The 24,456-nt window shown below is 68.5% G+C and carries 23 protein-coding genes; 4 read left to right on the top strand and 19 right to left on the bottom strand.

Annotation, left to right across the window (positions count from 1 at the left end):
* Positions 1–91: 91 nt before the first annotated feature.
* From murB to RSO68_RS13180, 9 genes are read right to left on the bottom strand one after another with little or no spacing between them, the layout of a single operon-like run.
* Positions 92–1,105 carry a UDP-N-acetylmuramate dehydrogenase gene (gene murB, locus RSO68_RS13220; RefSeq protein ID WP_315586903.1) on the bottom strand — a complete coding sequence of 338 codons (1,014 nt, stop codon included), beginning with the start codon at positions 1,103–1,105 and terminating at the stop codon, positions 92–94.
* Complete coding sequence (locus RSO68_RS13215; RefSeq protein ID WP_315586902.1) at positions 1,102–1,578, bottom strand: low molecular weight protein-tyrosine-phosphatase; 477 nt, start codon at positions 1,576–1,578, stop codon at positions 1,102–1,104. The genes murB and RSO68_RS13215 overlap by 4 nt, the downstream gene beginning before the upstream one ends.
* A complete protein-coding gene (gene kdsB, locus RSO68_RS13210; RefSeq protein WP_315586901.1) occupies positions 1,578–2,366 on the bottom strand; it encodes a 3-deoxy-manno-octulosonate cytidylyltransferase in 789 nt (262 codons plus the stop codon). The genes RSO68_RS13215 and kdsB overlap by 1 nt, the downstream gene beginning before the upstream one ends.
* Positions 2,366–2,575 carry a Trm112 family protein gene (locus tag RSO68_RS13205; RefSeq protein WP_089846156.1) on the bottom strand — a complete coding sequence of 70 codons (210 nt, stop codon included), beginning with the start codon at positions 2,573–2,575 and terminating at the stop codon, positions 2,366–2,368. Before RSO68_RS13205 ends, kdsB begins: the two co-directional genes overlap by 1 nt.
* 19 nt (positions 2,576–2,594) lie before the next feature.
* The gene (gene lpxK / locus RSO68_RS13200; protein ID WP_315586900.1) at positions 2,595–3,632 is read right to left on the bottom strand and encodes a tetraacyldisaccharide 4'-kinase; all 1,038 of its coding nucleotides are present in this window, start codon (positions 3,630–3,632) and stop codon (positions 2,595–2,597) included.
* Positions 3,629–5,374, bottom strand: coding sequence for a lipid A export permease/ATP-binding protein MsbA (gene msbA / locus RSO68_RS13195; RefSeq protein ID WP_390882408.1), 1,746 nt, complete (start codon positions 5,372–5,374; stop codon positions 3,629–3,631). Before msbA ends, lpxK begins: the two co-directional genes overlap by 4 nt.
* Positions 5,371–5,793, bottom strand: coding sequence for an ExbD/TolR family protein (locus RSO68_RS13190; protein ID WP_315586899.1), 423 nt, complete (start codon positions 5,791–5,793; stop codon positions 5,371–5,373). The genes msbA and RSO68_RS13190 overlap by 4 nt, the downstream gene beginning before the upstream one ends.
* Positions 5,790–6,503, bottom strand: coding sequence for a MotA/TolQ/ExbB proton channel family protein (locus RSO68_RS13185; protein WP_245781418.1), 714 nt, complete (start codon positions 6,501–6,503; stop codon positions 5,790–5,792). Before RSO68_RS13185 ends, RSO68_RS13190 begins: the two co-directional genes overlap by 4 nt.
* A 38-nt stretch (positions 6,504–6,541) precedes the next feature.
* Positions 6,542–8,839 (bottom strand): DNA internalization-related competence protein ComEC/Rec2, encoded by a 2,298-nt coding sequence (locus RSO68_RS13180; RefSeq protein ID WP_315586898.1) that lies wholly within the window; start codon positions 8,837–8,839, stop codon positions 6,542–6,544.
* A gap of 123 nt (positions 8,840–8,962) precedes the next feature.
* Between RSO68_RS13180 and RSO68_RS13175 the strand changes: the two genes are divergently transcribed.
* The gene (locus RSO68_RS13175; RefSeq protein ID WP_089846148.1) at positions 8,963–9,505 is read left to right on the top strand and encodes a DUF2062 domain-containing protein; all 543 of its coding nucleotides are present in this window, start codon (positions 8,963–8,965) and stop codon (positions 9,503–9,505) included.
* Positions 9,506–9,568: 63 nt separating this feature from the next.
* On the opposite strand, the gene RSO68_RS13170 is transcribed toward RSO68_RS13175, so the two are convergent.
* Both RSO68_RS13170 and RSO68_RS13165 read right to left on the bottom strand, forming a co-directional pair.
* Positions 9,569–10,306 carry an ABC transporter ATP-binding protein gene (locus RSO68_RS13170; protein WP_089846147.1) on the bottom strand — a complete coding sequence of 246 codons (738 nt, stop codon included), beginning with the start codon at positions 10,304–10,306 and terminating at the stop codon, positions 9,569–9,571.
* Positions 10,299–11,540: a lipoprotein-releasing ABC transporter permease subunit gene (locus RSO68_RS13165; RefSeq protein WP_315586897.1), complete on the bottom strand. Its 1,242-nt coding sequence runs from the start codon at positions 11,538–11,540 to the stop codon at positions 10,299–10,301. The genes RSO68_RS13170 and RSO68_RS13165 overlap by 8 nt, the downstream gene beginning before the upstream one ends.
* A 144-nt stretch (positions 11,541–11,684) precedes the next feature.
* On the opposite strand from RSO68_RS13165, the gene RSO68_RS13160 reads away from it, so the two are divergent.
* Positions 11,685–12,740 carry an agmatine deiminase family protein gene (locus tag RSO68_RS13160; protein WP_315586896.1) on the top strand — a complete coding sequence of 352 codons (1,056 nt, stop codon included), beginning with the start codon at positions 11,685–11,687 and terminating at the stop codon, positions 12,738–12,740.
* A 52-nt stretch (positions 12,741–12,792) separates the two neighbouring features.
* Positions 12,793–13,695: a carbon-nitrogen hydrolase gene (locus RSO68_RS13155; RefSeq protein ID WP_089846141.1), complete on the top strand. Its 903-nt coding sequence runs from the start codon at positions 12,793–12,795 to the stop codon at positions 13,693–13,695.
* A 162-nt stretch (positions 13,696–13,857) separates the two neighbouring features.
* Here the strand turns inward: RSO68_RS13155 and RSO68_RS13150 are convergent, their stop codons facing one another.
* From RSO68_RS13150 to RSO68_RS13135, 4 genes are all read right to left on the bottom strand, one after another.
* Positions 13,858–14,805 (bottom strand): Nudix family hydrolase, encoded by a 948-nt coding sequence (locus tag RSO68_RS13150; RefSeq protein ID WP_089846139.1) that lies wholly within the window; start codon positions 14,803–14,805, stop codon positions 13,858–13,860.
* Between the two features lie 82 nt (positions 14,806–14,887).
* A complete protein-coding gene (gene argJ / locus RSO68_RS13145) occupies positions 14,888–16,117 on the bottom strand; it encodes a bifunctional glutamate N-acetyltransferase/amino-acid acetyltransferase ArgJ (protein ID WP_315586895.1) in 1,230 nt (409 codons plus the stop codon).
* Positions 16,118–16,174: 57 nt separating this feature from the next.
* Positions 16,175–18,910, bottom strand: a complete 2,736-nt coding sequence (gene secA / locus RSO68_RS13140; protein ID WP_315586894.1) for a preprotein translocase subunit SecA — start codon at positions 18,908–18,910, stop codon at positions 16,175–16,177.
* A gap of 69 nt (positions 18,911–18,979) precedes the next feature.
* Positions 18,980–19,336, bottom strand: a complete 357-nt coding sequence (locus tag RSO68_RS13135) for a hypothetical protein (RefSeq protein ID WP_315586893.1) — start codon at positions 19,334–19,336, stop codon at positions 18,980–18,982.
* Between the two features lie 142 nt (positions 19,337–19,478).
* On the opposite strand from RSO68_RS13135, the gene RSO68_RS13130 reads away from it, so the two are divergent.
* A complete protein-coding gene (locus RSO68_RS13130; RefSeq protein ID WP_315586892.1) occupies positions 19,479–19,901 on the top strand; it encodes a DUF721 domain-containing protein in 423 nt (140 codons plus the stop codon).
* Between the two features lie 102 nt (positions 19,902–20,003).
* Here RSO68_RS13130 and lpxC read toward each other — a convergent pair whose 3' ends face one another.
* From lpxC to RSO68_RS13110, 4 genes are all read right to left on the bottom strand, one after another.
* Positions 20,004–20,915 carry a UDP-3-O-acyl-N-acetylglucosamine deacetylase gene (gene lpxC, locus RSO68_RS13125; RefSeq protein ID WP_089846336.1) on the bottom strand — a complete coding sequence of 304 codons (912 nt, stop codon included), beginning with the start codon at positions 20,913–20,915 and terminating at the stop codon, positions 20,004–20,006.
* Positions 20,916–21,026: 111 nt separating this feature from the next.
* Positions 21,027–22,211 carry a cell division protein FtsZ gene (gene ftsZ, locus RSO68_RS13120; protein WP_089846130.1) on the bottom strand — a complete coding sequence of 395 codons (1,185 nt, stop codon included), beginning with the start codon at positions 22,209–22,211 and terminating at the stop codon, positions 21,027–21,029.
* Positions 22,212–22,245: 34 nt separating this feature from the next.
* Entirely contained in the window at positions 22,246–23,535 is a 1,290-nt protein-coding gene (gene ftsA, locus RSO68_RS13115; RefSeq protein WP_089846129.1) for a cell division protein FtsA, read from the bottom strand.
* 194 nt (positions 23,536–23,729) lie between these two features.
* Positions 23,730–24,455: a cell division protein FtsQ/DivIB gene (locus RSO68_RS13110; RefSeq protein WP_315586891.1), complete on the bottom strand. Its 726-nt coding sequence runs from the start codon at positions 24,453–24,455 to the stop codon at positions 23,730–23,732.
* Position 24,456: the final 1 nt, after the last annotated feature.

Genomic DNA, 24,456 nt, shown 5'->3' with positions numbered 1-24,456 from the left:
GACAACGCCCGCAGCCATGGCTGCGGGCGTTGTCGTTTAGGGTCACGGTCAGCTCGATGTGGAGCGAATCTCCCGCCCCATGTCTATGGCCCTAGACTCCAGCCCACCGAGGCTCACGTTCGAGGCTGACGCCGAAGCGCTCCCGCACCCGGGCAGCTACTTCGCCGGCGAAGCCGAGCAGCTCGTCGGCACTGCCACCCCCGAAGTGCACCAGTACCAGGGCCTGGCGGTCATGTACGCCGAAATGGCCCCTGCGCCACCCCTTCAGCCCGCAGCGATCGATCAGCCAGCCGGCCGCCAGCTTGACGCGACCATCGGGCTGGGGAAAGTTCGGCATGGCGGGATGCTCGGCCAGCAGTCGGCGGGCGCGCTCGCCATCGACCAACGGGTTCTTGAAGAAGCTGCCGGCATTGCAGAGCGTCGCCGGGTCGGGAAGCTTCTCGCCCCGGATCGCGCAGACCGCCTGGGCCACCGCCAGCGCCGTCGGCTCGGCATCTAGCCGGCTCGCCAGGTCGCCATAGCCAAGCCGTGGACGCGGCGTCCGCGACACGCGAAGTACCAGCCGCGTGATCACCACCCGGCCCTCCAGCGCGCCCTTGAAGACGCTGTCTCGATAGCCGAAGGCGCAGTCGGCGGCCGACAGCACCGCCTCGCGGCCGTCGTCGAGATGCACCAGATGCACCGACTCGAGAAGATCACTCAGCTCGACCCCGTAGGCGCCGATGTTCTGGATCGGCGCCGCCCCGCAGTGGCCGGGAATCAGCGCCAGGTTCTCGGCGCCCCACAGCTCACGCTGCGCCAGGGCCATCACCAGCGCGTGCCACGGCACCGCCGCCTCGGCATGCACCAGCACTGAGTCGCCATGCTCCTCCAGCCACCACTGCCCCATGGCCGGCTGGATCACCAGCCCCTCGAGTCGCTCGGGCAGGATGAGGTTGCTGCCGCCGCCGAGCACCGTCAGCGGCCAGTCGTGCCGCTGCGCCAGGGCCAGCGCCTCGCGCAACTCGGCCAGGGTCGCCGGCGCCGCATGATGCTCGGCGACGCAGGGCAGCCCGAGCGTGTTGGCATCGGTCAGGGCGTGATCGGTGTGGAGCGCCAGGCTCAAGGCGAGGCCTCCAGGCGCGAGGCGATATCGACCAGCAGCCCCCGGGAGGCCGCCTCGACCAGGTCCAGCACCGCCTCGAAACCGTCCTCATCGCCAAAGTAGGGGTCGGGCACGGCGCGCTCGGGCCAGCCGGCGAAGGCGAGAAACAGCGCGACCACCGCCTCGCTGGACGCGGGGCGGTGCGCCTCGATGGCGGCGAGGTTGTCGTGGTCCATGGCGAGAACGTAGTCGAAACGCTCGAAGTCCTCGACGGCGAGCTGTCGCGCCCTGAGATCGGACAGGTCGATCCCGCGTTGCATGGCGGCTTCCCGTGCACGGGCATCCGGTGCCTTGCCCACGTGCCAGGGCCCGATGCCGCAGGAATCGACCTCGACCCTCGACGCCAGGCCGGCCTGCTCGAGATGGGCGCGGAAGACCCCTTCGGCGGTCGGCGAACGGCAGATGTTACCTAGGCAGACGAAGAGCACACGCATCAGGCGCCTCCCGAAGGGTCATGGCCCGCGAGCAGCTCGCGCACCCGCGCGAGGTCCGCTTCGGTATCGACGCCGGCCGGATGAGGCACCTGGGCCAGGGCGACCTGAATGGCATGGCCGTGGTGCAGGGCGCGCAGCTGCTCGAGCTGCTCGAGTCGTTCCAGCGGTGACGGGGGCCAGTCGCGATAGTCGGCGAGAAAGCCAACCCGATAGGCGTACAGGCCGATGTGGCGCAGCCAGGCATCGGTCTCGAGCAGCTCAGGGCGCCGAGCGAAGGCCTCGCGATCCCAGGGGATGGGTGCCCTGGAGAAGTAGAGGGCACGCCCGGAGAGCGAGCGCACCACCTTGACCGCATTGGGGTTGAAGAGTGTCTCGACGTCGCTGATCGGCTCGGCCAGGGTGGCGATGGACGCCTCGGGATCGTCGAACAGCCGGGCCGCGACCTGGTCGATCAGCAGCGGCGGAATCAGCGGCTCGTCGCCCTGCACGTTGACCAGCACGGCGTCGTCGGCCAGCCCAAGGCGTTCGGCCACTTCCGCCAGGCGGTCGGTACCGGAGGGATGATCGTCACTCGTCATCACCACCTCGGCGCCCAGCGGCACGAGAGCCTCGCGGATGCGCTCATCGTCGGTGGCCACCACCACCCGCCCGGCGCGACTCTCGCCGGCGCGCCGCCAGACGTGCGCCACCATGGGCTCGCCGGCGATGTCGGCCAGCGGCTTGCCGGGCAGGCGTGAGGAGGCATGCCGTGCGGGAATCACCGCGATGAAGGAGTCGGCGTCGCCCATCACTCTTCCCCCGTGCGTCCCGGAGAGTCGTGCAGCGTCTCATCGACGCTCATGGCGCGCGCCTCCTCGGGCAGCATCACCGGGATGCCGTCGCGGATCGGATAGGCGAGGCTATCGAAACGACACTCGAGCTCGAGAGCCTCGCGGTTGTACTTCAGCTTGCCCTTGCACAGCGGGCAGACCAGCATTGCCAGAAGTTCCTTGTCCATTACTCCCCCTCGTGGTGATTCAGTTCGTCGCCCGGGCCTCGCCCGGCGTCGGGTAAGATGATGACAGGGCGTCCAGCCGTTGCGCCAGCCAGGCGCGGAAGGCGGCATCGGGTTGCGCCTCTACCTCCAGGACCCAGCTCTCGTCGGGCGCCAGGCCCCGACACTTCACCGCGTCCTTGGCAGTCATCACCAGCGGTCGATCGTCGCCGAAGACCAGATCGTCGGCCGTGTAGTGGTGGTGATCCGCGAAGGCATGTGGGATCGCCTCGATGCCCTGGTCCGCCAGGGTCGCGAAGAAGCGTGGCGGATGGCCGATACCGGCGATGGCGTGCACCGCCCCCTCGAAGGGCAAGGGCGAGAGCGGACGGCGCTGGCCATCGCCGAGGCGGCGCCAGGCGGCGGGCTCCAGGGCCATGGCGTGGGCGCCGGGCGGCGGCGTGAAGGCCGGCGTGCCGTTGATCACTAGCGCATCCACGCGGTCGAGCCGCGAAAGTGGCTCGCGCAGTGGGCCCGCCGGCAGGCAGCGGCCGTTGCCCAGGCCGCGCCGCCCGTCGACCACCACCAGCTCCAGGTCGCGGCCCAGCGCCAGGTGCTGTAGGCCGTCGTCGCCGAGCAGGATATCGCAGCCGGCCTCGAGCAGGCGCCTCGCCCCGCGCGGCCGGTCCGGATCCACGACCACCGGCAGGCCGGTCTGGTCGGCCAGCATGCGCGGCTCGTCGCCGCAGGCGGTGACCGGGGTCGAGGCGTCCAGCAGCAGCGGGTAGTGCTCGCTGCGACCGCCATAGCCCCGGGAGAGGATGCCCGGAGACCAGCCCTGCTCGGCCAGGTGGCGGGCCAGCCAGGCGACCAGCGGCGACTTGCCGGTGCCGCCCAGGGTGATGTTGCCGACCACGATCACCGGCACCGGGGCCTGCCACACCGCCTTGCGGCCCGACGCGTAGGCCGCGGCACGACGGCGCACGGCCAGGCGATAGAGCGCCTCCAGCGGTCGCAGGGCAGCAAGCCAGGCGTCGCCGCGGTAGGCCGCCGTCAGCCAGCGCTCGCCGAGGCCGGTCATGCCGGCCCGGGCTCCTGGAACTGCAGCCGATGCAGCGCGGCGTAGGCGCCGTCGCGGGCCAGCAGCTCGTCGTGAGAGCCCTGCTCGATGATCTCGCCCTGCTCCATGACCAGGATGCGGTCGGCCCGCTCGATGGTCGAGAGGCGGTGGGCGATGACGAAGGTGGTCCGGCCCTGGCACACCTCCTCCAGGGCCGCCTGGATGTGGCGTTCCGATTCGGTATCCAGCGCCGAGGTCGCCTCATCGAGCACCAGCAGCGGGGCATCCTTGAAGATCGCCCGGGCGATGGCCAGGCGCTGGCGCTGGCCGCCGGAGAGCATCACGCCGTTCTCCCCCACCACGCTGTCGTAGCCGTGCGGCATGCGCTCGATGAATTCGTGGGCATGGGCGGCCCGGGCCGCGGCCTCGATGGCGGCGGGGTCGGCCCCCGACACGCCATAGGCGATGTTGTCGGCGATGCTCGCGTTGAACAGCGTGACCTGCTGGGAAACCAGGGCGATCTGGCGGCGCAGCGGGGCCAGGCGGTACTCGCCCTGTTCCACCCCGTCGATCAACAGCCGTCCCGCGGTGGGGCGATAGAAGCGCGGCAGCAGGCCGACGAGGGTCGACTTGCCGCTGCCGGAGCGGCCGACGATGGCGACCATCTCGCCGGGCGCCACCTCCAGGTCGATGCCCTTGAGGACCTCGGGCTGGTCGTCACCGTAGGCGAAGCGCACCCCTTCGAAGCGGACTCGCCCCTCGAGGCGACCGGGCTCATGGGTCCCGGTGTCGGGCTCGGGGGGCTCCTCGAGCAGCCCGAACAGTTCGCCGGCGGCGGCGATGCCCTTCTGGATCTCGCTGTTGATCTCGGTGAGCTGTCGCACCGGCTTGGCCATCAGGGCCGCGGCGGTGATGAAGGCGACGAATTCGCCCGGCGTCATCTCATCGAGCAGCGCCGGCGACATCGCGAGCCACACCAGCAGCGCCAGCGACAGCGCCACCAGCAGCTGGATCACCGGCGTGCTGGTGGCCTTGGTCAGCGCCTCCTTCATGCTCTGGCGACGATTGACCTCGCTGGCCCTCTCGAAACGCGCCTTCTCGAAGGTCTCGGCGCCGTGGGTGCGCACCACCCGATAGCCCGAGAGCGCCTCGGAGGCGACGTGGGTGACGTCGCCCATGGAGCGTTGGATGCGCCGCGAGATACGCCGGAAGCGCTTGCTGGCGTAGCTGACCACGCCGCCGATCAGCGGCGTCACGGCCAGAAACAGCAGGGTCAGCATCCAGTTGGTCCACAGCAGGTAGACCACCAGGCCGATCACGAAGAGGCCCTCGCGCAGCAGGATGGTAACCGCCTTGGTGGCGGCCCCGGTGACCTGCTCGACGTGGTAGGTCACCCGGGAAATCAGGTGCCCCGTAGAGTGAGCATCGAAGAAGCGCCCGGGCAGATGCAGCATGTGGTTGAAGACGTCACAGCGCAGCGCATGCACCAGGTTGCGGGCCACGCTGCTCATGAAATAGGTGCCGAGGAAGGTGCCGAGGCCGCGCGCTGCGAACATGCCCACCACGAACAGCGGCAGGAACAGCCGGAAGGCCGCGTCCGGGTTCTGGATGCCGTCGATCAGTCGCTTCATCATCTCGGCAAGTGCCGTGCTCGAGGCGGCATAGATCACGTAGCCCAGGATCGCCAGGGCAAAGGCGCGCCAGTAGGGCTTCACATAGCCCAGCAGGCGCTTGTAGAGGTTCCAGCCGGAATGTTCGATCACGGTGTCTCCGCTTGAGGTTTTGCAACGGCCTCGGTGGCGATGCGAACGTGCCGGATCTCGAGACCGGCGGCCCGGTCCAGCACGCGCACCACGTCGGCATGGGCGGCCCGCCCGTCGGCCTCCACCACGAGGCCATGTTCGCGGGCCTGTTCGGCCTGTGCCGCCAGGGCATCACTGAGCGTCCCGGCGGAATACGTTCGATCATCCAGGCGATACTCACCAGAGGCGGTGACCACCAGGATCACCGGGCCGGCCTCCATGGGCTGGCCGCTCGCGCTCTCGGGCAGTTCGAGTTCCAACGCCTGACGAGTCTCGAAGGTGGTCGAGACCATGAAGAAGATCAGCAGCAGGAAGACCACGTCGATCAGCGGCGTGAGGTTGACCTCCACCGGGTCGCGTCGCCGCCGGGAGAACCTCACAACGATTTCACCCCGGGCGCAGTGCGGCCATCCGCCTCTCGCTGCTCGTTGCCGCGCGAGGCAGACTGCACCTCGTCGGCACGGCGTTCGGCCAGCACCAGCTCGCCGGGATAGTGAGCGAGGTACTCGACCACCTGGCCGGCCTGCTCCTCCATGCGCACGGTGATGTCCTCGACCCGACGCTGGAAGTAACGGTGAAACATCAGCGCGGGAATCGCCACGGTCAGGCCCGCCGCGGTGGTCACCAACGCGCGGGAAATGCCGCCGGCGAGATCGGCGGTGCGACTCGCCCCGTCGCCGCTGACGATCACCGCGAACACCTCGATCATGCCCACCACGGTGCCCAGCAGGCCGATCAGCGGCGTGATGGCAGCGATAGTGCCCAGCGGACTCAGGAAGCGCTCCATGTCGTGGATCACCGCGGTGGCGGCCTCCTGCAGCCGGGCGCGCACCTGCTCATGGCCGAGTCGGGCGTTGCGCAGCCCGGCGGCGAGTACCCCGCCCAAGGGCGAGTGTGCCTCCAGCCAGTAGAGGTTGATCTGACCGCGCGCCATCAAGTGGCAGACCTCCTGACCCAGTCCGGCCGGGGCGATACGGCGCGCGCGCAGGGTCCAAAGGCGCTCGATGATGATCACCGAGGCCAGCAGCGAGCAGCCCAGCAGCGGCACCATCAACCAGCCGCCGGCGATCAGGGCATCCATCATGTCCATGGCGTTCTCCCCGGGTATGACCGGCCCATGGGCCGGCATCAGTGGGGCGATTCTAACGCAAGGCAGCCGCCTTCGACACCGCCGCGCCGCCAGGCGGCCGGCCGCGCGGTGATGAGCCGCGATTGCGCCCCGTCGCCGAGCCACAGGGTCACGGCGCCGTCCTGGGCGGTGTTCCACAGACAGCTGCCCACCTCGCGAAAGCGACGCACGACGCGATCCGCCGGATGGCCGAAGGCGTTGTGGCGCGCCGCGCTGAAGATCACGTGGCGCGGCGCCAGGCGTCGCACCAGCTGCAGCCCGGAGCTAGTGGCGCTGCCGTGGTGGCCCGCCACCAGCAGCGTGATTCCCGGCGCCACCTCGTCGAGAAAGCGCCGTTCGGCTTCGCGGCCGACATCCCCGGTGATCAATAGCCGCTGGTCACCGACGCTGACCAGCAGCACGCAGGAGCGATCGTTGGCGGAGAGCCCAGCGGTCTCCCGAGGCGGCCACAGGATGCGAAAACTGACCCCGTCACGCCGCCAGCGTCGCCCCGCCGTGCAGGGCCTGGCCGGCCGACCCACGTCTTCGCCGGGAGGCGCCAGGATGCGCCGCACTCGATGCGCGTCGAGCAGTGCCGGCAGGCCGCCGGCATGGTCCTGGTCGGCGTGGCTGACGATGACATCGTCGAAGCGCTGGCCCGGCGGCCACAGCGCGGCCAGCGGCATGAAGCCCGAGGCGAAGCGCGGACCGGTATCATAGAGGGCCCGATAGCCGGCAGTACGCAGCTCGATCAGCTGGCCCTGGCCCACGTCATGAATCCGGACCCGCAGCTGCCCGTCGGCGAGCATCGGCGGTGCAGAGGCAAGCCCCAGCGGTACCAGCATCAGCGCCGCCGTGGCCGCCAGGCGCAGGCGCATCGCGAGGCCCGGCAGCGCCCAGAGCAGGCCGGCCAGCCCCAGCGCCAGGCCAAACGGCACCACCCGCGCCGGGTCCGGCCGCCACAGCGGCAGCCGGGCGACCGCCCACTCGAGCAGCGTGGCCAGGGCATCCACCAGCAGGCCGAAGAGATCCCAGCAGAGCATCGAGAGCGGGGGCAGCCAGGCGGTGAGCCAGCCGAGCAGCCCGAGGGGCACCAGCAGCGTGCTGACCAGCGGCACGGCGACCAGGTTGATCAGAGGTGCCGTCGGCGCCAGTCGATCGAAGGCCAGCAGCACGGCGGCGGCCATCACCGGCGCCAGCAAAAGCTGAGTGCGCACCAGGGCCCAAAGCCAGCCGGACAACCCTCGCGGACGGGCTCTCCCCTGCCAGATGAGGATCAGCAGCGCCACGGCGGAAAACGACAGCCAGAGACCGGGCCGCCAGGCCGATAGCGGATCGACCGACAGCACCAGGGCCAGCGCCAGCCACCAGGCCTGCCAGGGGCCGGGCGCGTGTCGTCCACTGGCCACCCAGAGCCCCACCAGGGTCATGATCATGGCGCGCAGCGCGGGCGGCTCAAGGCCGGCGAGCACGGCGTAGCCCACCGCCGAGGCGGCAGCCAGCCACCAGGGCCACACCGCCAGGCGCCAGGCCCCGGGCGTGATCAGCCGCGCCGCGCCCCGCGCGAGCCACAGGGCGAAGGTCGCCACCAGCCCGACATGCAGGCCGGAGATCACCACCAGGTGGGTGGTGCCGCTGGCATTGAGCAGGTCCCAGTCGGCGCGCTCGAGGCGTTCGCTGGCCCCCAGGGTCAGCGCCGCCAGCCACCGCGCCTGGCGATCCGGTAGCGCCTGGGCATCGAGGTGGTCGAGGGCCTGCCGGCGCAGCGAGACATCGGCTTCGGCGATCCTTACCGGTGGCGGGTTGCGACGCACGTAGCCGCTGGCCTGGATGCCCTCCCGCCGCAGCCAGGCACCGTAGTCGAAGGTGTCGGGATTGGCGAAACCGGATGGCGGGCGCAGGCGCACCGTCAGCCCCCATCGCTCGCCTGCCTCCAGGTCGGGGGCCTCGAAGAAGGAAAGACGCACCCGCGTCAGATCTTCACAGGCCGGCAGTCCGACCGTCGCGGCGCGACACGCGTCGACCGACAGGACCACGCGGGCGAGACCCGCATCGCGGCGCACCGAGATCAGCGAGCCCTCCAGACGCAGGTCCTGACGAGTCAGGCCCGGGGCAAGCTCGCCGCCGCGCAGCGTCAGCAGCTGCACGGCAACCAGGGCCGTCACCAGAAGTCCCAGCGCGAGTCGCGGGCGGCGCCCGGCCAGAGCCGCCAGGAGGGCGAGCGCGAGCAGCTCGGCGCTTCCCGGCATGACGAGATGACCCACCAGCACGCCAGCCAGCACGGCGAGCGCCAGGGGAATGGCCAGACCCAGCGGCATGATGTCGTCCCTGAACGGCAGGCATGGCGCCCCGCCCTCCATCGTGTCAGCGAGACGTATCATGGCGAGGCAGGCGACTTCTATGGATAATAGCTCGGGTTTCGACGCCGCGAGCTCGTCTTCATGCCGCGCAGACTCCTGCAGCGCTACTTGCCTCATCCCGACGCCCTCAGGCGCCGACGCTCCCTGCGCGTGGTCGGCCACCTGATCGGCAATCCGTCGCTGTGGGTGCTGACAAGGCGCAGCGTGGCTAACGCCTTCTCCGTGGGGCTGTTCAGCGCCCTGCTACCGATCCCCTTCCAGATGCTGGTGGCCGCCCTGGGCGCCTGGCTGGCGCGCTGCAACCTGCCACTGTCGATCGGCCTGGTGTGGATCACCAACCCGCTGACCATGCCGCTGATCTTCTACGGCAACTATCGCCTGGGCGCCTGGCTGCTGGATACGCCCGTGCGCCAGGCGCCTGATCATATCTCCACTCAGTGGATCGCCGAGCAGCTGGTGGAGATCCTGCCGGCGCTCGCGCTAGGATCGCTGGTCGCGGCGGTGGTCATCGCCGCCCTGGCCAACCTGGCGATCCGCCTGATCTGGCGCTGGCAGGTGTCACGCAGCTGGCGTCAGCGCACGCGCCGGCGCCGCCGCTCGCACGAGGCCGCCCAGGAACCCTGACGCACAACGCACGCGGCCGGCGCCAAGGCGCCGGCCGCTGCTTCATCGCCCCACCGGACGCGTTCAGGCGCTAGCGGGCTGCTCGATCAGGCGTCCGCCGTCGAGCTGGAGGACGCGATCCTGATGGGCGGCGAGCCCCGGATCGTGGGTGACGATCACGAAGGCGCAGGCCGCGCTTGCCGCCAGCTCGTCCATCAGCGACAGGATGCTCGCCGCGGTGGTCTGGTCAAGGTTCCCGGTGGGCTCATCCATCAGCATCAGGCTCGGATCGGTGACCAGCGCCCGGGCGATGGCCACCCGCTGGCGCTCGCCCCCAGAGAGCTCACCCGGCTTGTGATCGGCCCGGTCGGCCATGCCGACACGCGTGAGCAGCTCCCGGGCGCGCTCCTCGGCGTGGCGCTTGCGCTGCCCGCGAACGATCAGCGGCAGCGCCGCATTCTCGAGCGCCGTAAACTCCGCCAGCAGGTGATGGAACTGATAGACGAAGCCAATCTGGCGGTTGCGAAAGCGCCCCAAGTCGGCGTCGTTGAGTGCCCGCAGCGATTCGCCGGCGATGCACACCTCACCGCGGCTGGGCTGATCCAGCCCGCCCAGCAGGTTCAAGAGCGTGGTCTTGCCGGAGCCGGAGCTGCCGACCACGGCGACCCGCTCGCCCGCCTGCACCCGCATCTCCAGGCCGTCCAGAACGGTCAGATCCCGCGGACCCTCGCGATAGACGCGGGTCAGATCCGTACACTCGAGCATCACCTGCCCCGCTCGGCTGGCCGCAGCGGGGCGTGGCGTCGTGGCCGTATCACTCATAGCGCAGTACCTCGGCAGGCTGGACCCGCGCGGCCCGCCAGGCCGGATAGAGGGTCGAGAGGAAGGTCAGGATGAAGGCCGCGGAGACGATGTTGCGCACATCGGACCAGATCAGACGCGAGGGCAGCTCGCTGATGAAGTAGACGCCGGCATCAAGGAAGTGGATGCCGAAGGTGCTCTCCACCCAGCCGATCAGGTCCGACACGGTCAGCGCCAGCAGCACGCCCACCGCGACGCCGACCAGGATGCCGATCACCCCGATCGCCAGTCCCTGGACGATGAAGATACCCATGATCGAGCGCGGCGTGGCGCCGATGGTGCGCAGGATGGCGATATCGGCCCGCTTGTCGGTGACCACCATCACCAGGGTGGAGACGATGTTGAAGGCCGCCACGGCGATGATCACCGTCAGCAGCAGCGCGATCATGCGTTTTTCCATCTGGATCGCCTGGAAGAGATTGCCATGGGAGTAGGTCCAGTCGAGCCCCCGGTAGCCGGCGCCGAGCTCGTTGATGATGGCGCGGGTCTCGCTGCCGGCGACGAACAGGTCGTCGAGCTCCAGGCGCAGCCCCCCCACGGCATCGCCAAGGCGCGCCAGGGTCTGCATGTCCTCGATGTGGGCATAGGCCAGGGCGGCATCCAGGTCGGCGCCGACGCTGAAGATGCCGCTTACCGTAAAGCGCTTGAGCCGGGGGAACACCCCGGCCGGAGTGATCGAGGCCTCGGGCACCAGCAGGGTGACGCGGTCGCCCACCCCCACGCCCAGGCGACGGGCGAGGATGGAGCCCAGTACGACGTTCCACTCGCCCGCCTTCAGGTCGTCGAGCCGGCCCTGGCGCATGTTCTCGTCGACGATCGACACGCGACTCTCCCAGGCGGGCTCGATGCCGTTGACCATGGCGCCCTCGTTGCGACCGCCCACCGAGAACATGCCCTGCTGCTCCACGTAGGGCGCGGCGCCGATCACCCGCTCGCGCTCGACGAGGCGTTCGGCCAGGGACTGCCAGCCGGTGAGCCCACCCGGCGACTCGATCTTGGTGTGCGGCACCATGCCGAGCACGCGGGTGCGCAGCTCGTGGTCGAAGCCGTTCATCACGGAGAGCACCAGGATGAGCACCGCGACCCCCAGCATGAGGCCCAGCATGGAGGTGAGGGAGATGAAGGAGATGAAGTGGTTGCGGCGCTTGGCCCGCACATAGCGCAACCCGATCAGGAAGGGGAGACGGTCGAGCATGGGAACGTTCCTTGTCGGCGGGCGCCCATGGTACGGTTTTTTGCCCGCCCCTGCATCGCCGCTGGCGGCCGCTTGCGCGATCATTGCATCATTGACGGCGGCGGCCTACATTGCGCCGTCACGACCCGCACGAGACTCGCACCCATGGCCCATCGCCTGCTCCCCGAATGGCATCCCCAGGATGCCGTGCAACTCACCTGGCCCGGCGCCGACAGCGACTGGGCGCCCCTGCTCGAGCGCATCGAGGCGACCCTGGAGGCCATGGTGGTGGCCATCGCCCGCTATCAGGCCGTGCTGATCGCCGTGCCGGATGCGGCCACCCGCCGCCACCTGGCCCGGCGCTTCGCCTGCCTGGGCGTCGACCCCGCTCGCCTGCGACTGATGGTCGCCCCCGCCGACGACACCTGGGCCCGCGACCACGGCCCCATCGCCGTGGCCGAGGGCAACGCGCCGCGGCTGCTCGACTACGTCTTCACCGGCTGGGGCGGCAAGTACGAGGCCGCTCGGGACAACACCCTGACCCGGCGCCTGGTCGCGGCCGGCGCCTTCGCCTGCCCGGTCACCTCGAGCGAGCTGGTGCTGGAGGGCGGCGCCATCGAAACCGACGGCGAGGGCACCCTGCTGACCACCGAGGCCTGCCTGCTCAACCCCAACCGCAATCCCGAGCTCGATCGGGCGGCCATGGAGGCGCGCCTCAAGCAGGACCTGGGAATCTCCCGGGTATTGTGGCTGACCCACGGCCACCTGGAAGGCGACGACACCGACAGCCACATCGACACCCTGGTGCGCTTCTGCGACCCGGCCACGCTGGCCTATGTGCGCTGCGATGACCCGTCGGACCCCCACTACCCGGCGCTTGCCGCCATGGAGACCGAGCTCAAGGCGCTGCGCCGCGCCGACGGCGAGCCCTACCGGCTGGTGCCCCTGCCCTGGCCGCGCGCCTGCCATGACCCGGTGGACGGCCACCGCCTGCCCGCCACCTACGCCAACTTCCTGATCATCAACGGCGCCGTGCTGGTCCCGACCTACGGCGACGCCGCCGATAGCCTGGCGCTTAGCGCCCTGGCCGGCGCCTTCCCGGGCCGCGACATCATCCCCATCGACTGCCTGAGCGTGATTCGCCAGCACGGCAGCCTGCACTGCCTGACCATGCAGCTGCCCGCCGGCAGCCTGGCCACCAAGGACACGACAGTTGCGTGACGCACGAGGCGCCGAGGTAGCCTCGCACACCGAACTACGAGGAGACTTATCCATGTCCCGTCATCTAAAGGTGGGCCTGGTCCAGCAGCCCGCCTGGCCCGACAAGGCCAAAAGCCTCGATGAGAGCGAGGCCGGCATCCGCGAGCTGGCAGGCGCCGGCGCCCAGCTGGTGATGCTCCAGGAGCTTCACGCTACCCACTACTTCTGTCAGACCGAGGACACCGACGTCTTCGACCTGGCCGAGCCCCTCGACGGGCCGACCGGCACTCGGCTGGCGGCGCTGGCGAAAGAGCTCGACATCGTGCTGGTGGGCTCGCTGTTCGAGCGCCGCGCGCCCGGCCTCTACCACAATACCGCGGTGGTCTATGATCGCGATCGCGGCCGCGTGGGCCACTATCGCAAGATGCATATCCCCGACGATCCGGGTTTCTATGAGAAGTTCTACTTCACCCCCGGCGACCAGGACGACGCCCGCGACCAGGGCTTCACCCCGATCGACACCTCGCTCGGGCGGCTCGGCGTGCTGGTGTGCTGGGACCAGTGGTACCCGGAGGCCGCCCGGCTGATGGCACTCGCCGGCGCGGAGCTGCTGCTCTACCCCACCGCCATCGGCTGGCATCCGCCGGACGACACCCCGGAGAAACAGCGCCAGAAGGAGGCCTGGACCCTCATCCAGCGCAGCCACGGGGTGGCCAACGGCCTGCCGGTGGTCGTCGCCAACCGTGTCGGCCACGAGGCGGATCCCTCCGGGGCCACGCCGGGTATCGATTTCTGGGGCGGCAGCTTCATCTGCGGCCCCCAGGGCGAGCTGCTGGCCCACGCCGGCGAAGAGGCCGCGCGGATGCTGGTGACGCTGGACATGGCGCGCAGCGAGGACGTGCGACGCATCTGGCCCTACCTCAGGGATCGGCGTATCGACGCCTACGGAGATCTGGTCCGCCGCTACCGGGACTGAGGCGGCCAAGCCGCGAAGCCGCGAAGCCGCGAAGCCGCGAAGCCGCGAAGCCGCGAAGCCGCGAAGCCGCGAAGCCGCGAAGCCGCCAAAAGTGTGGGGGCTGCTAGGCAAAAGCAAACCCCGAGGCAACGGCCTCGGGGTTTGCTTGTAGCTCGGCGCTGATTACTTCCAGAAATCGCGGATCGAGGCGATGCCCTGGGCGCCCACGGCGCGCGCGTGATGGGCATCGAAGCGGGTCATGCCGCCCAGCGCGAAGACCGGCATGCCGGCGTGCTCCACCAGCTGCTGGAAGTCGTGCCAGCCGATGGGGGGCACCTCGGGATGCGAGGGCGTGGTGCGCAGCGGCGACAGGGTCACGAAATCGCAACCGATGCGGCGCGCGTGATCCAGCTGCCGGCGATCATGGGTCGAGGCCGACAGCCACTTGGCCTCGGCCACCGGACGGCGTTCCAGGCTCATCAGGCGATCGCTGGTCAGGTGGATGCCGTCGGCGTCCACGGCTTCGAGCAGCGACGGCTCGCCGTTAAGCACCAGCCGCGCGCCCCGTGCCCGGCAGAGCTCGAGAGCCTGCTCGGCGCGGCTCAGATAATCCGCCTCGCCCAGCGACTTGGCCCGCAGCTGCACCAAGCGCACGCCATCCTCGTCGAGGGCACGCACCAGGCACTCCTGGAAACGAGAATCGTCGGCCTCCTCCCCGGTGATCAGATACTCCGTCGGCAGCATCACCGCGCGCAGGATTGGCAGGTTGGCCGCCGGGAAGGGATAGTTGACCAGATCGCTCATCGGCACCCAGCGCACGGCCTGCCCCTCGCGCCCGAACGGCTCGCCTGCGAAGTCATGCACCTGCCATACGTCCAGCAGGATATGCTTGTCGGAATATTCGTGATGGATGCGGATCAGCGGCTGGGCGCGCCGAATCTCCACGCCCAGCTCCTCGTGGAGCTCGCGTTTGAGCGCCTCCAGGCCGGTCTCGTAGGGGGCCAGCTTGCCGCCGGGAAACTCCCAGAGGCCGCCATGATCGACGTTGGAGGGACGACGGGCCAGCAGCACCTCGCGGCCGTCGGCACTGATGATGGCGGCCGCCGCCACGTGCACCCTTCTCTTCACCATTGCGTTCATTGACTCCTACCCGCTGTTCCACACGGCCTCGGCCGTGTGGGGTTTCTGTCTGATTGCCGACCAAGAAACTCGGTCAGCTACGATAGTCGGCGTTGATGCTCACGTAGTCGTGGGACAGGTCCGAGGTCCAGACCGTGGCCTCCTGCTCGCCGCGCCCCAGGGCGATGCGGATCTCGATCTCCTCGCGGGCCATCTCCGCGCTGCCGGCTTCCTCGACATAGCCGGGAGCGCGACCGCCGCTTTCGACCAGGCGCACCTCGCCCAGGTCGATGGTGACGCGGTCGACGTCGAAGTCCTCGACGGGCGCCCGACCCACCGCGGCGAGGATGCGCCCCCAGTTGGCATCGGAGGCGTAGAGCGCCGTCTTGACCAGCGGCGAGTGTGCCACGGTGAAGGCCACGTCCAGCGCCTCGCGACGGCTGTGCGCGCCCTCAACCCTCAGGGTGACAAACTTGGTCGCGCCCTCGCCGTCGCGAATGATCGCCTGGGCGAGCTCGGTCATCACCTCCAGCAGCCCCTCGCGAAAGCGCTTGAGCGCCTCGCCGTCGACCACCGCCGCACCACGCCCGGTGGCGATCAGCAGGCAGGCGTCGTTGGTCGAGGTGTCACTGTCCACGGTGATGCAGTTGAACGAGCGCTCCACCGCCTCGCGCAGCAGCCCATCGAGCAGCGACTGCTCGATGGCGGCATCGGTGGCCACGAAGGCCAGCATGGTGGCCATGTCGGGACGGATCATGCCCGAGCCCTTGGCGATGCCGTTGATGGTCACCGTTTCGTCGCCAAGCGTGAGGGTGATGCTGGCGCCCTTGGCTCGCGTGTCGGTGGTGAGAATGCCCTCGCCCGCCTCACGCCAGGCCCCGGGCCCATCGTCGAGGGTCTCTACCGCGCCGGGCAGGCCGGCCAGCAGGCGCTCCATGGGCAGCGGCTCACCGATCACCCCGGTGGAGAACGGCAGCACGCTCTGCGACTCCACTCCGGCCAGCCGCGCCAGCTCGGCACAGGTGGCCCGGGCGTCACTGAGTCCCGTCGTGCCGGTACCGGCATTGGCATTGCCGGTGTTGATCACCAGGTAGCGCGCGCCCTCGCCGCGCGCCACGCAGGCGGCGAGATGCTCTCGGGCCACCGTCACCGGCGCCGCGCAGAAGGCGTTGCGGGTAAAGGTGCCCGCTACCCTCGCCCCCTCGGGGATCTCGATCACCACCAGGTCGCGGCGCTCGGGCTTCTTGATGCCGGCCATGGCGGTGCCCAGCCGCAGCCCCGTGATCTGCGGCATCTCGGGAAAACGTGTCTCGCCCACTGCCATCGTCTCGTCTCCTCTATCGACCGGGACGTGCCCGGCCCGTCACCTCAACTCACGGCCTCAGCTCAGCTTGCCGCAGCACTGCTTGAACTTCTTGCCCGACCCGCAGGGGCAGGGGTCGTTGCGCCCCACCTTGGGGCCCTCGCGGCGCAGCGGGCGACCGTCGGCGCCCGGTGCCGGTGCGGCCGGTGCCTCGTCGCGCGCGTCGCCGGCCAGGGCCGGCTCGTCGTGGCGGCTCGCCGCCGTCGCCTTCTCACGCTCCAGCGCCTCGCGACGCTGGCGCTCGAGCTCCTCGACTTCCTCGGGACGACGCACCTGGACGTGGCTCAGGATGCGCGTCACGTCGGCCTTGATGTTGGTCAGCAGGTGCTGGAACAGCTCAAAGGATTCGCGCTTGTACTCCTGCTTGGGGTTCTTCTGGGCATAGCCCCGCAGGTGGATCCCGCGGCGCAGGTGGTCCATGGACTGCAGGTGCTCCTTCCAGCGCGTGTCCAGCACCTGGAGCATCGCCTGCTTCTCGAAGCGGCGCATCAGGGTCTCGCCGGCCTCGGCGACCTTGGCCTCGTAGGCCTCGCGGTGCATGGTCTGGAGCCGTTCGCGCAGCTGCTCCTCATGGAAGCGCTCATCCTGCTCGGCCCACTCGACAACCGGCGCATCCAGGTTGAACTCACTCTTCAGGTGGTCCTGGAGCCCGGCGAGGTCCCACTGCTCGGCCAGGCTCTGGGGCGGCACGAACTCGCTGATGGCGAGGTCCAACACTTCCTCGCGGATGCCGGCGACGTTCTCGGAGATGTCCTCGGCGGCGAGGATCTCGTTGCGCTGCTCGTAGATGACCCGACGCTGGTCGTTGGCCACGTCGTCGTACTCGAGCAGCTGCTTGCGGATGTCGAAGTTGCGACCCTCGACCTTCTTCTGGGCCCGCTCGACGGCATTGGAGACCATCTTGTGCTCGATCGCCTCGCCCCGCTCCAGGCCCAGCGCCTGCATCAGCCGCTGGACCCGGTCGGAGCCAAACAGCCGCATCAGGTTGTCTTCCAACGAGAGGAAGAAGCGCGTCGAGCCCGGGTCACCCTGGCGGCCGGCACGGCCGCGCAGCTGGTTGTCGATGCGCCGGGATTCGTGACGCTCGGAGCCGACCACGTGCAGGCCACCGGCCTCCAGCACCGCATCATGGCGCGCCTGCCACTCCGCCTTGAGCCGCTCGAGTTCTGCCTCAGAGGGATTTTCCAGGGTGGCGGCCTCGGCCTCCCAGTTACCGCCGAGCACGATGTCGGTGCCGCGACCGGCCATGTTGGTGGCGATGGTCACGGCGCCGGGACGGCCGGCCTGGGAGATGATCTGCGCCTCGCTCTGGTGCTGCTTGGCGTTGAGGACGTTGAAGGAGATGCCGGCGCCCTTCATCAGCTCGGCCAGGTACTCGCTGGTCTCGATGGAGGCCGTGCCGACCAGCACCGGACGTCCCACTTCCGTCTGGGTCTGGACGTCCTCGATGATCGCCTCGAACTTTTCCTCGGCGGTCAGGTAGACCAGGTCGTTGAGGTCCTTTCTCACCAGCGGTCGGTTGGTGGGAATCACCACCACGTCCAGGCCATAGATCTGTCGGAACTCGAAGGCCTCGGTATCGGCGGTGCCGGTCATGCCCGAGAGCTTCTCGTAGAGGCGGAAGTAGTTCTGGAAGGTGGTGGACGCCAGCGTCTGACTCTCACGCTGAACCGTCACGCCCTCCTTGGCCTCGACCGCCTGGTGCAGGCCCTCGGACCAGCGCCGCCCCGGCATACTGCGACCGGTGTGCTCGTCGACGATCACCACCTGACCATCCTTGACGATGTAGTCGACGTCGCGGTGATAGAGGTGACGGGCGCGCAGCGCCGAGTGCATGTGCTGCAGCAGGTTGAGGTTCTGGGCCGCGTAGAGGGAGTCCGCCTCGCCGAGGAGCTCCTGCTCGCGCATCAGCGACTCGACCTTGTGGTGGCCACCCTCGGTGAGCTCCACCTGTTTCTGCTTCTCGTCGAGGGTGAAATCGCCACTCTCGGGATCCTCCTCGTCGCTGCACTGCTCGAGGTGATGCGCGAGCCGGTCGACCACCTGATAGAGCTCGGTGTTCTCGTCCACCGCCCCGGAGATGATCAGCGGCGTGCGCGCCTCGTCGATGAGGATCGAGTCGACCTCGTCGATGATGGCGAAATGCAGGTCGCGCTGCACCTTCTCCTCCAGCGAGAAGGCCATGTTATCGCGCAGGTAATCGAAGCCGAACTCGTTGTTGGTGCCATAGGTGATGTCACAGGCGTAGGCGTGGCGCTTCTCCTCGGGGCTCTGGCCGGCATAGATGACGCCCACCGACAGGCCCAGATATTCATAGAGCGGGCGCATCCACTCCGCGTCGCGGCGGGCCAGGTAGTCGTTGACCGTGACCACGTGCACACCCTTACCGGGCAGCGCATTGAGGTAGACGGCCAGGGTCGCCACCAGCGTCTTGCCCTCGCCGGTCTTCATCTCGGCGATGCGGCCGCTATGCAGGGTCAGGCCGCCGACCATCTGCACGTCGAAATGGCGCATGCCCATGACGCGCCGGCTGGCCTCGCGGACCGTCGAGAAGGCCTCCGGGAGCAGCGCCTCGAGAGACTCTCCCCCCTCGAGGCGCTCGCGAAAGTGTTCGGTGCGGCCCTTGAGGGCGGCCTCATCGAGGGCTTCGTGGTCGGCTTCCAGGGCGGTCACGCCCGCGACCTGGCGGTTCATGCGTTTGACGTCGCGGTCGTTCTTCGAACCGACGACCTTGCGTAACAGGTTATTGATCATGAAGGATCCAGTGGCTGCGTATGATGTCGCATCGCGGGCAAGGGCTCGCGACCTCTCCGGGGCGTTGGCTCAGCGGCCGGCGGGAGGGCCACGGCGCGACAGGACGTCATGGGCGGCAACCGGAAAACAGGGGGGCGCGGGACGCGGAAGGCTTCGCCGCGTCGCAAGCGGCCAGCCCATGCGGCGGCGGACCCAGCGCCCCAGAGCGCGACGGCGCGCCTGGAGGCGGGAGCGCACGCGCAGCAGCACGGGCACCAGCAGGCTGACCTGGGCGGCCCGCTCGACGGGGCGCAGGGATTCCAGCTGGGCGAGGCCCGCCGGCAACAGGCAACCTACCAGCAGACCGGCCAGCCACCAGCGCGTCGCGCGGCGCATGCGCCGCGAGCCCTGGGGGCCGGCGCAGTTGTCGGTGATGGCGGCGGGCATGCTGTCGACGGCCTCCGGTGCGTGCTAGGCTCTGACTGTTCAAAGACCGCCTGGATCATGGCGGCCGACGGATAACGGCAGGGCTTCGACCCCGAGAATCAAGCAGATGAGTATAAAGGTTAAGCGGTTCCGAGCACAGCCCATGTCCCGCCTGCTGGAAGGTCGCGGCGAGCTAGGCGCCTTGATGCGTATGGCCACCCTGGTCGAGCGGGCCCAGGCCCATCTGCGCGATCATCTGCCCGAGGAGATGCGCGAACATGTCTTCGTCGGCGGTTTCCATCAGGGGCGGCTCGCGCTGATCACTGACCGCGCCGTCTGGCTGACCCGGCTGCGCTACGAGCAGCCGCGACTGCTCGGCCTGCTGCACCAGCTGCCTGGGTTCGAGGCGGTCACCGGCTTCACCCTCAAGGTGCGGCCCGTGCGCCCGACCCGCCCGCCGTTGCGCCAGACCCGCCACCTGCCGGAGAAGGCCGCCGATGAGATCACGAGCTGCGCCGCCGACGTCGACGACCCCGGCCTCAAGCGCGCCCTGGAACGACTGGCTGCCCACGCCGAGAAGTCCTGAGCGGCTCTCGAACAGGACGCACACGAAAACGCCGCCATCCTCTCGGATGGCGGCGCTCTTGAGACTGCCCGGTGCCGCTTTTGGCTTCAGGCCCTGGCGGCTTCAGGCCATGGCGGGCGCCGCATAGGAAATCGGGGCCTTCTCGGCCTCGCCCTCGAAGGTAACGAGCTCCCAGGCCTCCGGCTGAGCCAGCAGCGCACGGCACAGCTGGTTGTTCAGGGCGTGGCCCGACTTCACGCCGCGGAACTCGCCGATCAGGCTGTATCCGAGCTGGTAGAGATCGCCGATGGCATCGAGGACCTTATGCTTGACGAACTCGTCGTCGTAGCGCAGCCCACCCTCATTCACGATGCGGTAGTCGTCGACCACGATGGCATTATCGAGGCTGCCACCCAGCGCCAGGTTGTTGGCACGCAGGTACTCGAGATCACGCATGAACCCGAAGGTCCGCGCCCGGGACACTTCCTTGACGAAGGAGGTGGTGGAGAAGTCCACCATCGCGGTCTGCGACTGCCCCTCGAATACCGGGTGATCGAAGTCGATGGCAAAGGAGACCTTGAAGCCCTGGTGAGGCAGGAAGATGGCCTCCTTGTCGTCTTCGCGCACCACGATCTCACGCTTGATGCGGATGAATTTCTTTGGAGCATTCTGCTCGGAGATACCCGCCGACTGGATCAGGAAGACGAAGGGCCCCGCGCTACCGTCCATGATCGGCACCTCGGGCGCGCTGACGTCGACGTAGGCATTGTCGATACCGAGGCCGGCGAAGGCCGACATCAAGTGTTCGACGGTCGCGACCTTGGCTCCACCCGCTGATAGTGCGGTGCACAGAGTGGTATCGGTGACGTGCTCGGCGCGAGCCGGTATCTGCACCTCGGGCTCGAGATCAGTGCGCACGAAGACGATCCCGGTGTCGGCCGGCGCCGGACGCAGCGTCAGATAGACCTTCTTGCCGGAGTGCAGGCCGACACCGGTGGCGCGGATGACATTCTTAAGGGTTCGTTGTCTGATCATGGGCAGTCGCCAGGCAGTCATTGGTTATCAAACAGCGTTCACTATAACACCGAACGGCCATTTCAACAAAGAAAGATGACCCGGTGCCCGCTATTCACGCAATAGGCCGCCTCAATCGGCTTGGCGGCGCAGAAAGGCGGGAATGTCCAGATAGTCATCGAGCTCCTGAGAGGGGCGCTTCTCGGGCTGAGCCTTGGGCCGCGGCGCCTCCTGGGGCTCCGGCTTGGTTGCCGCCGCGGCCTGACCACGACTGGCAGCTGCCGGCGGACGCTGACGGTAGCCGCCGGTTTCGGCACGGCGGGAAGACGCCTCACGGGCGGCCGATTTCTGCGCCTGCTGGCCGTCGAGGCCGGCCGCGACCACGGTCACGCGCAGCTCGTCGGTCATGTCCATGTCGATGGAGGTACCAACCACGATGGTCGCATCCTGGGAGGCGAACTCCTGAACGGTGGCACCCACGTCGTTGAACTCACCGATGGAGAGATCTGGGCCGGCGGTGATGTTGACCAGGATGCCGCGGGCGCCATGGAGGTCGATGTCCTCGAGGAGCGGGCTGCGGATGGCCTTCTCAGCGGCCTCGCGGGCGCGATTCTCGCCGGTGGCGCCGCCGGTGCCCATCATCGCCATGCCCATCTCGGACATCACGGTGCGCACGTCAGCGAAGTCGACGTTGATGATGCCGGGGCTGGTGATCAGCTCGGCGATGCCCTGCACGGCCCCCAGCAGCACATCATTGGCCGCACTGAAGGCGGTCAGCAGGGTCGCGCTCTTGCCCAGCACCGAGAGCAGCTTCTCGTTGGGGATGGTGATCAGCGAGTCGACGTGCTCGGAGAGCTCCTTCATGCCCTCCTCGGCGGCGCGCATGCGCTTAGGACCCTCGAACGGGAAGGGGCGCGTCACCACGGCGACGGTAAGAATGCCCAGTTCCTTGGCTACCTGGGCGACCACGGGCGCGCCGCCGGTGCCGGTACCACCGCCCATGCCGGCGGTGATGAAGACCATGTCGGCCCCGCCGAGCAGTTCGGCGATGCGCTCACGGTCTTCCATGGCGGCCTGACGACCGACGTCGGGGTTGGCACCGGCGCCGAGCCCTTTCGTGATCTCGCTGCCGAGCTGGAGCACGGTCTTGGCGGCGACCCGCTTGAGGGCCTGGGCATCGGTGTTGGCGCAGATGAACTCGACGCCCTCGATGTTGCTCTCGACCATGTGGTTGACGGCGTTACCGCCACCGCCCCCGACACCGATAACCTTGATGACTGCACTGCTGGAGGGTGCGCTATCTACCAGTTCGAACATAAGTCCCGTCTCCTGGACCGCAACCGCGGCCCTGTCAGAAATTTCCTTTGAACCAGCCCTTGATCCTTGCCAACGCCGGAGTCCCTTCCCCTGCGTCACGCCGGGCATTGTCGTCGCGCCTGGGCCGCGCCGACAAACCACCCCCGGCTCCCTGGCGGCCATGCCCTTGACGGGTTTCCAGTAGAGCGTAATGCAGCAGGCCGACACCCGTCGAATAAATCGGGTTACGCACCACGTCGGCCAAGCCACGCACATTCTGCGGACAGGCGATGCGCACCGGCATGTGGAAGATCTCCTCGGCCAGCTCGACCACGCCCTCCATGCGGGCGGTTCCGCCGGTCAGGACGACTCCGGCGGCGACGAGATCCTCGTAGCCACTGCGCCGAAGCTCGTCGCGCACCAGGGTGAAAAGTTCCTCGTAGCGCGGCTCCACCACCTCGGCCAGCGACTGGCGGGAGAGGTCCCTGGCCGGTCGGTCGCCGACGCTCGGTACCTTGATCATCTCGTCGCTGGCGGCGAGCTGGGTCAGCGCACAGGCGTACTTGACCTTGATCTCCTCGGCATGCTGCGTGGGCGTGCGAAGCGCCATGGCGATGTCGTTAGTGACCTGATCGCCGGCAATGGGGATCACCGCCGTGTGGCGAATGGCCCCTTCGGTGAATACCGCGATGTCGGTGGTGCCGCCGCCGATGTCGACCATGCAGACGCCGAGCTCTCGCTCATCCTCGGTCAGCACCGCATGGCTGGACGCCAGCTGCTCGAGGATGATCGAATCCACCTCGAGCCCGCAGCGCCGCACGCATTTCTCGATATTCTGAACGGCGTTAAGGGCGGCGGTGACCAGGTGCACCCGCGCCTCGAGGCGAACCCCGGACATGCCAAGCGGTTCGCGGATACCGCCCTGGGTATCGATGGCGAACTCCTGGGGAAGGACGTGCAACACCCGCTGCCCCTCCGAGATGGCGCGCGCCCTTGCGGAGTCAATGACGCGATCGATATCGGTGGAGGCAACCTCGCGCTCCTTGATCGCCACCACGCCATCGGAATTCATCGAGCTGATATGACTGCCGGCGATGCCGACGTAGACCGAGTGGATATCACAGCCGGCCATCAGCTCGGCTTCTTCCACGGCGCGCTGAATAGACTGCACCGTGGACTCGATATTGATCACCACGCCTTTCTTCATGCCGCGCGACGAATGTGAGCCGATACCGGCGATTTCGATCCCGCCATCGTCGGTGGGCTGCCCCACGATCGCCACGACCTTGGATGTTCCGATATCCAGCCCGACTACCATATTGGACGCATTGGATGGACCTGCCATGAGTCGGGAAGTCTCCTAGAACCTGACCCCGAAGGGGAAGATTAATCCTGAAAAGTTGGCCTGGGGCAATTATAGGAACAACATCGCGTGCTCCACCAGCCCGATTGTTAAAACACCGGACACGATACGGCGATTTTGCCGCGAAAGAAACACCCAAAACACCCCCCTAAAGGGGTGGTTATTCCATCGATCGTTTACCCGTCGTTTGCCGACTTACCCTCGAGCGGTTCGGTTTCACCGTGCCATGCCACGGCGACACCGTTGGGGTAACGCAGATCGATATAGCGGATATGTGTCGCCAGAGGGCCCAGCTCGCGTTGCCAGGCGGCGACAAGACGCCCCAGGCGAGAGGCCCGGTCGTTGCGCCCCAGCATCACCCAGACGCCGCTATCGAGCTGAAAGCGCCATGCCCCGCGCGCCTCGAGGCGCAGCTGGCGCACCTCGAGGCCCAGAGGGGCGAACTCCCGAGCCAGTCGGGCCCGGTACTCCAGGACCTCGGCACCGCTGTCGGGCGGGCCGGCCAGATCCGGCAGGTCGCCGGGCGGCGACACCGATCCGGCGGCGAAGGGGGTACCCGCTGGATTGAGCAAGCGCCCGTCGCTCCAGCGCGCCACCGGCACCTGCTCGACGAGCGTGAAGGTCAGGGCATCGGGCCACTCGCGGCTGACGCGCACCTCCTTCAGCCAGCCGATCTCCCGTGCCTCCCGGCGCAGCACCGAGAGATCGATGGAGAGCCAGCTCTGACCCTGGATCAGCGGCGCCAGGCGGCTGCGCAGGTAGTCGGCACTGACGTACGTGAGCTCGCCGCGCACCGAGACCCGCTCGATGGGGCGATCCAGCCAGACCCATAGGGCCCGGCCTCCGGCGCCCAGCAGGAGCGCCAGCAGCAGCACCCCGACGAGGCTTCCACGCGCCGCCATG

This window comes from Halomonas saccharevitans (genome assembly GCF_032333995.1).
Lineage (GTDB): Bacteria > Pseudomonadota > Gammaproteobacteria > Pseudomonadales > Halomonadaceae > Halomonas > Halomonas saccharevitans.
This window is presented reverse-complemented; position numbering and strand designations above follow the sequence as displayed.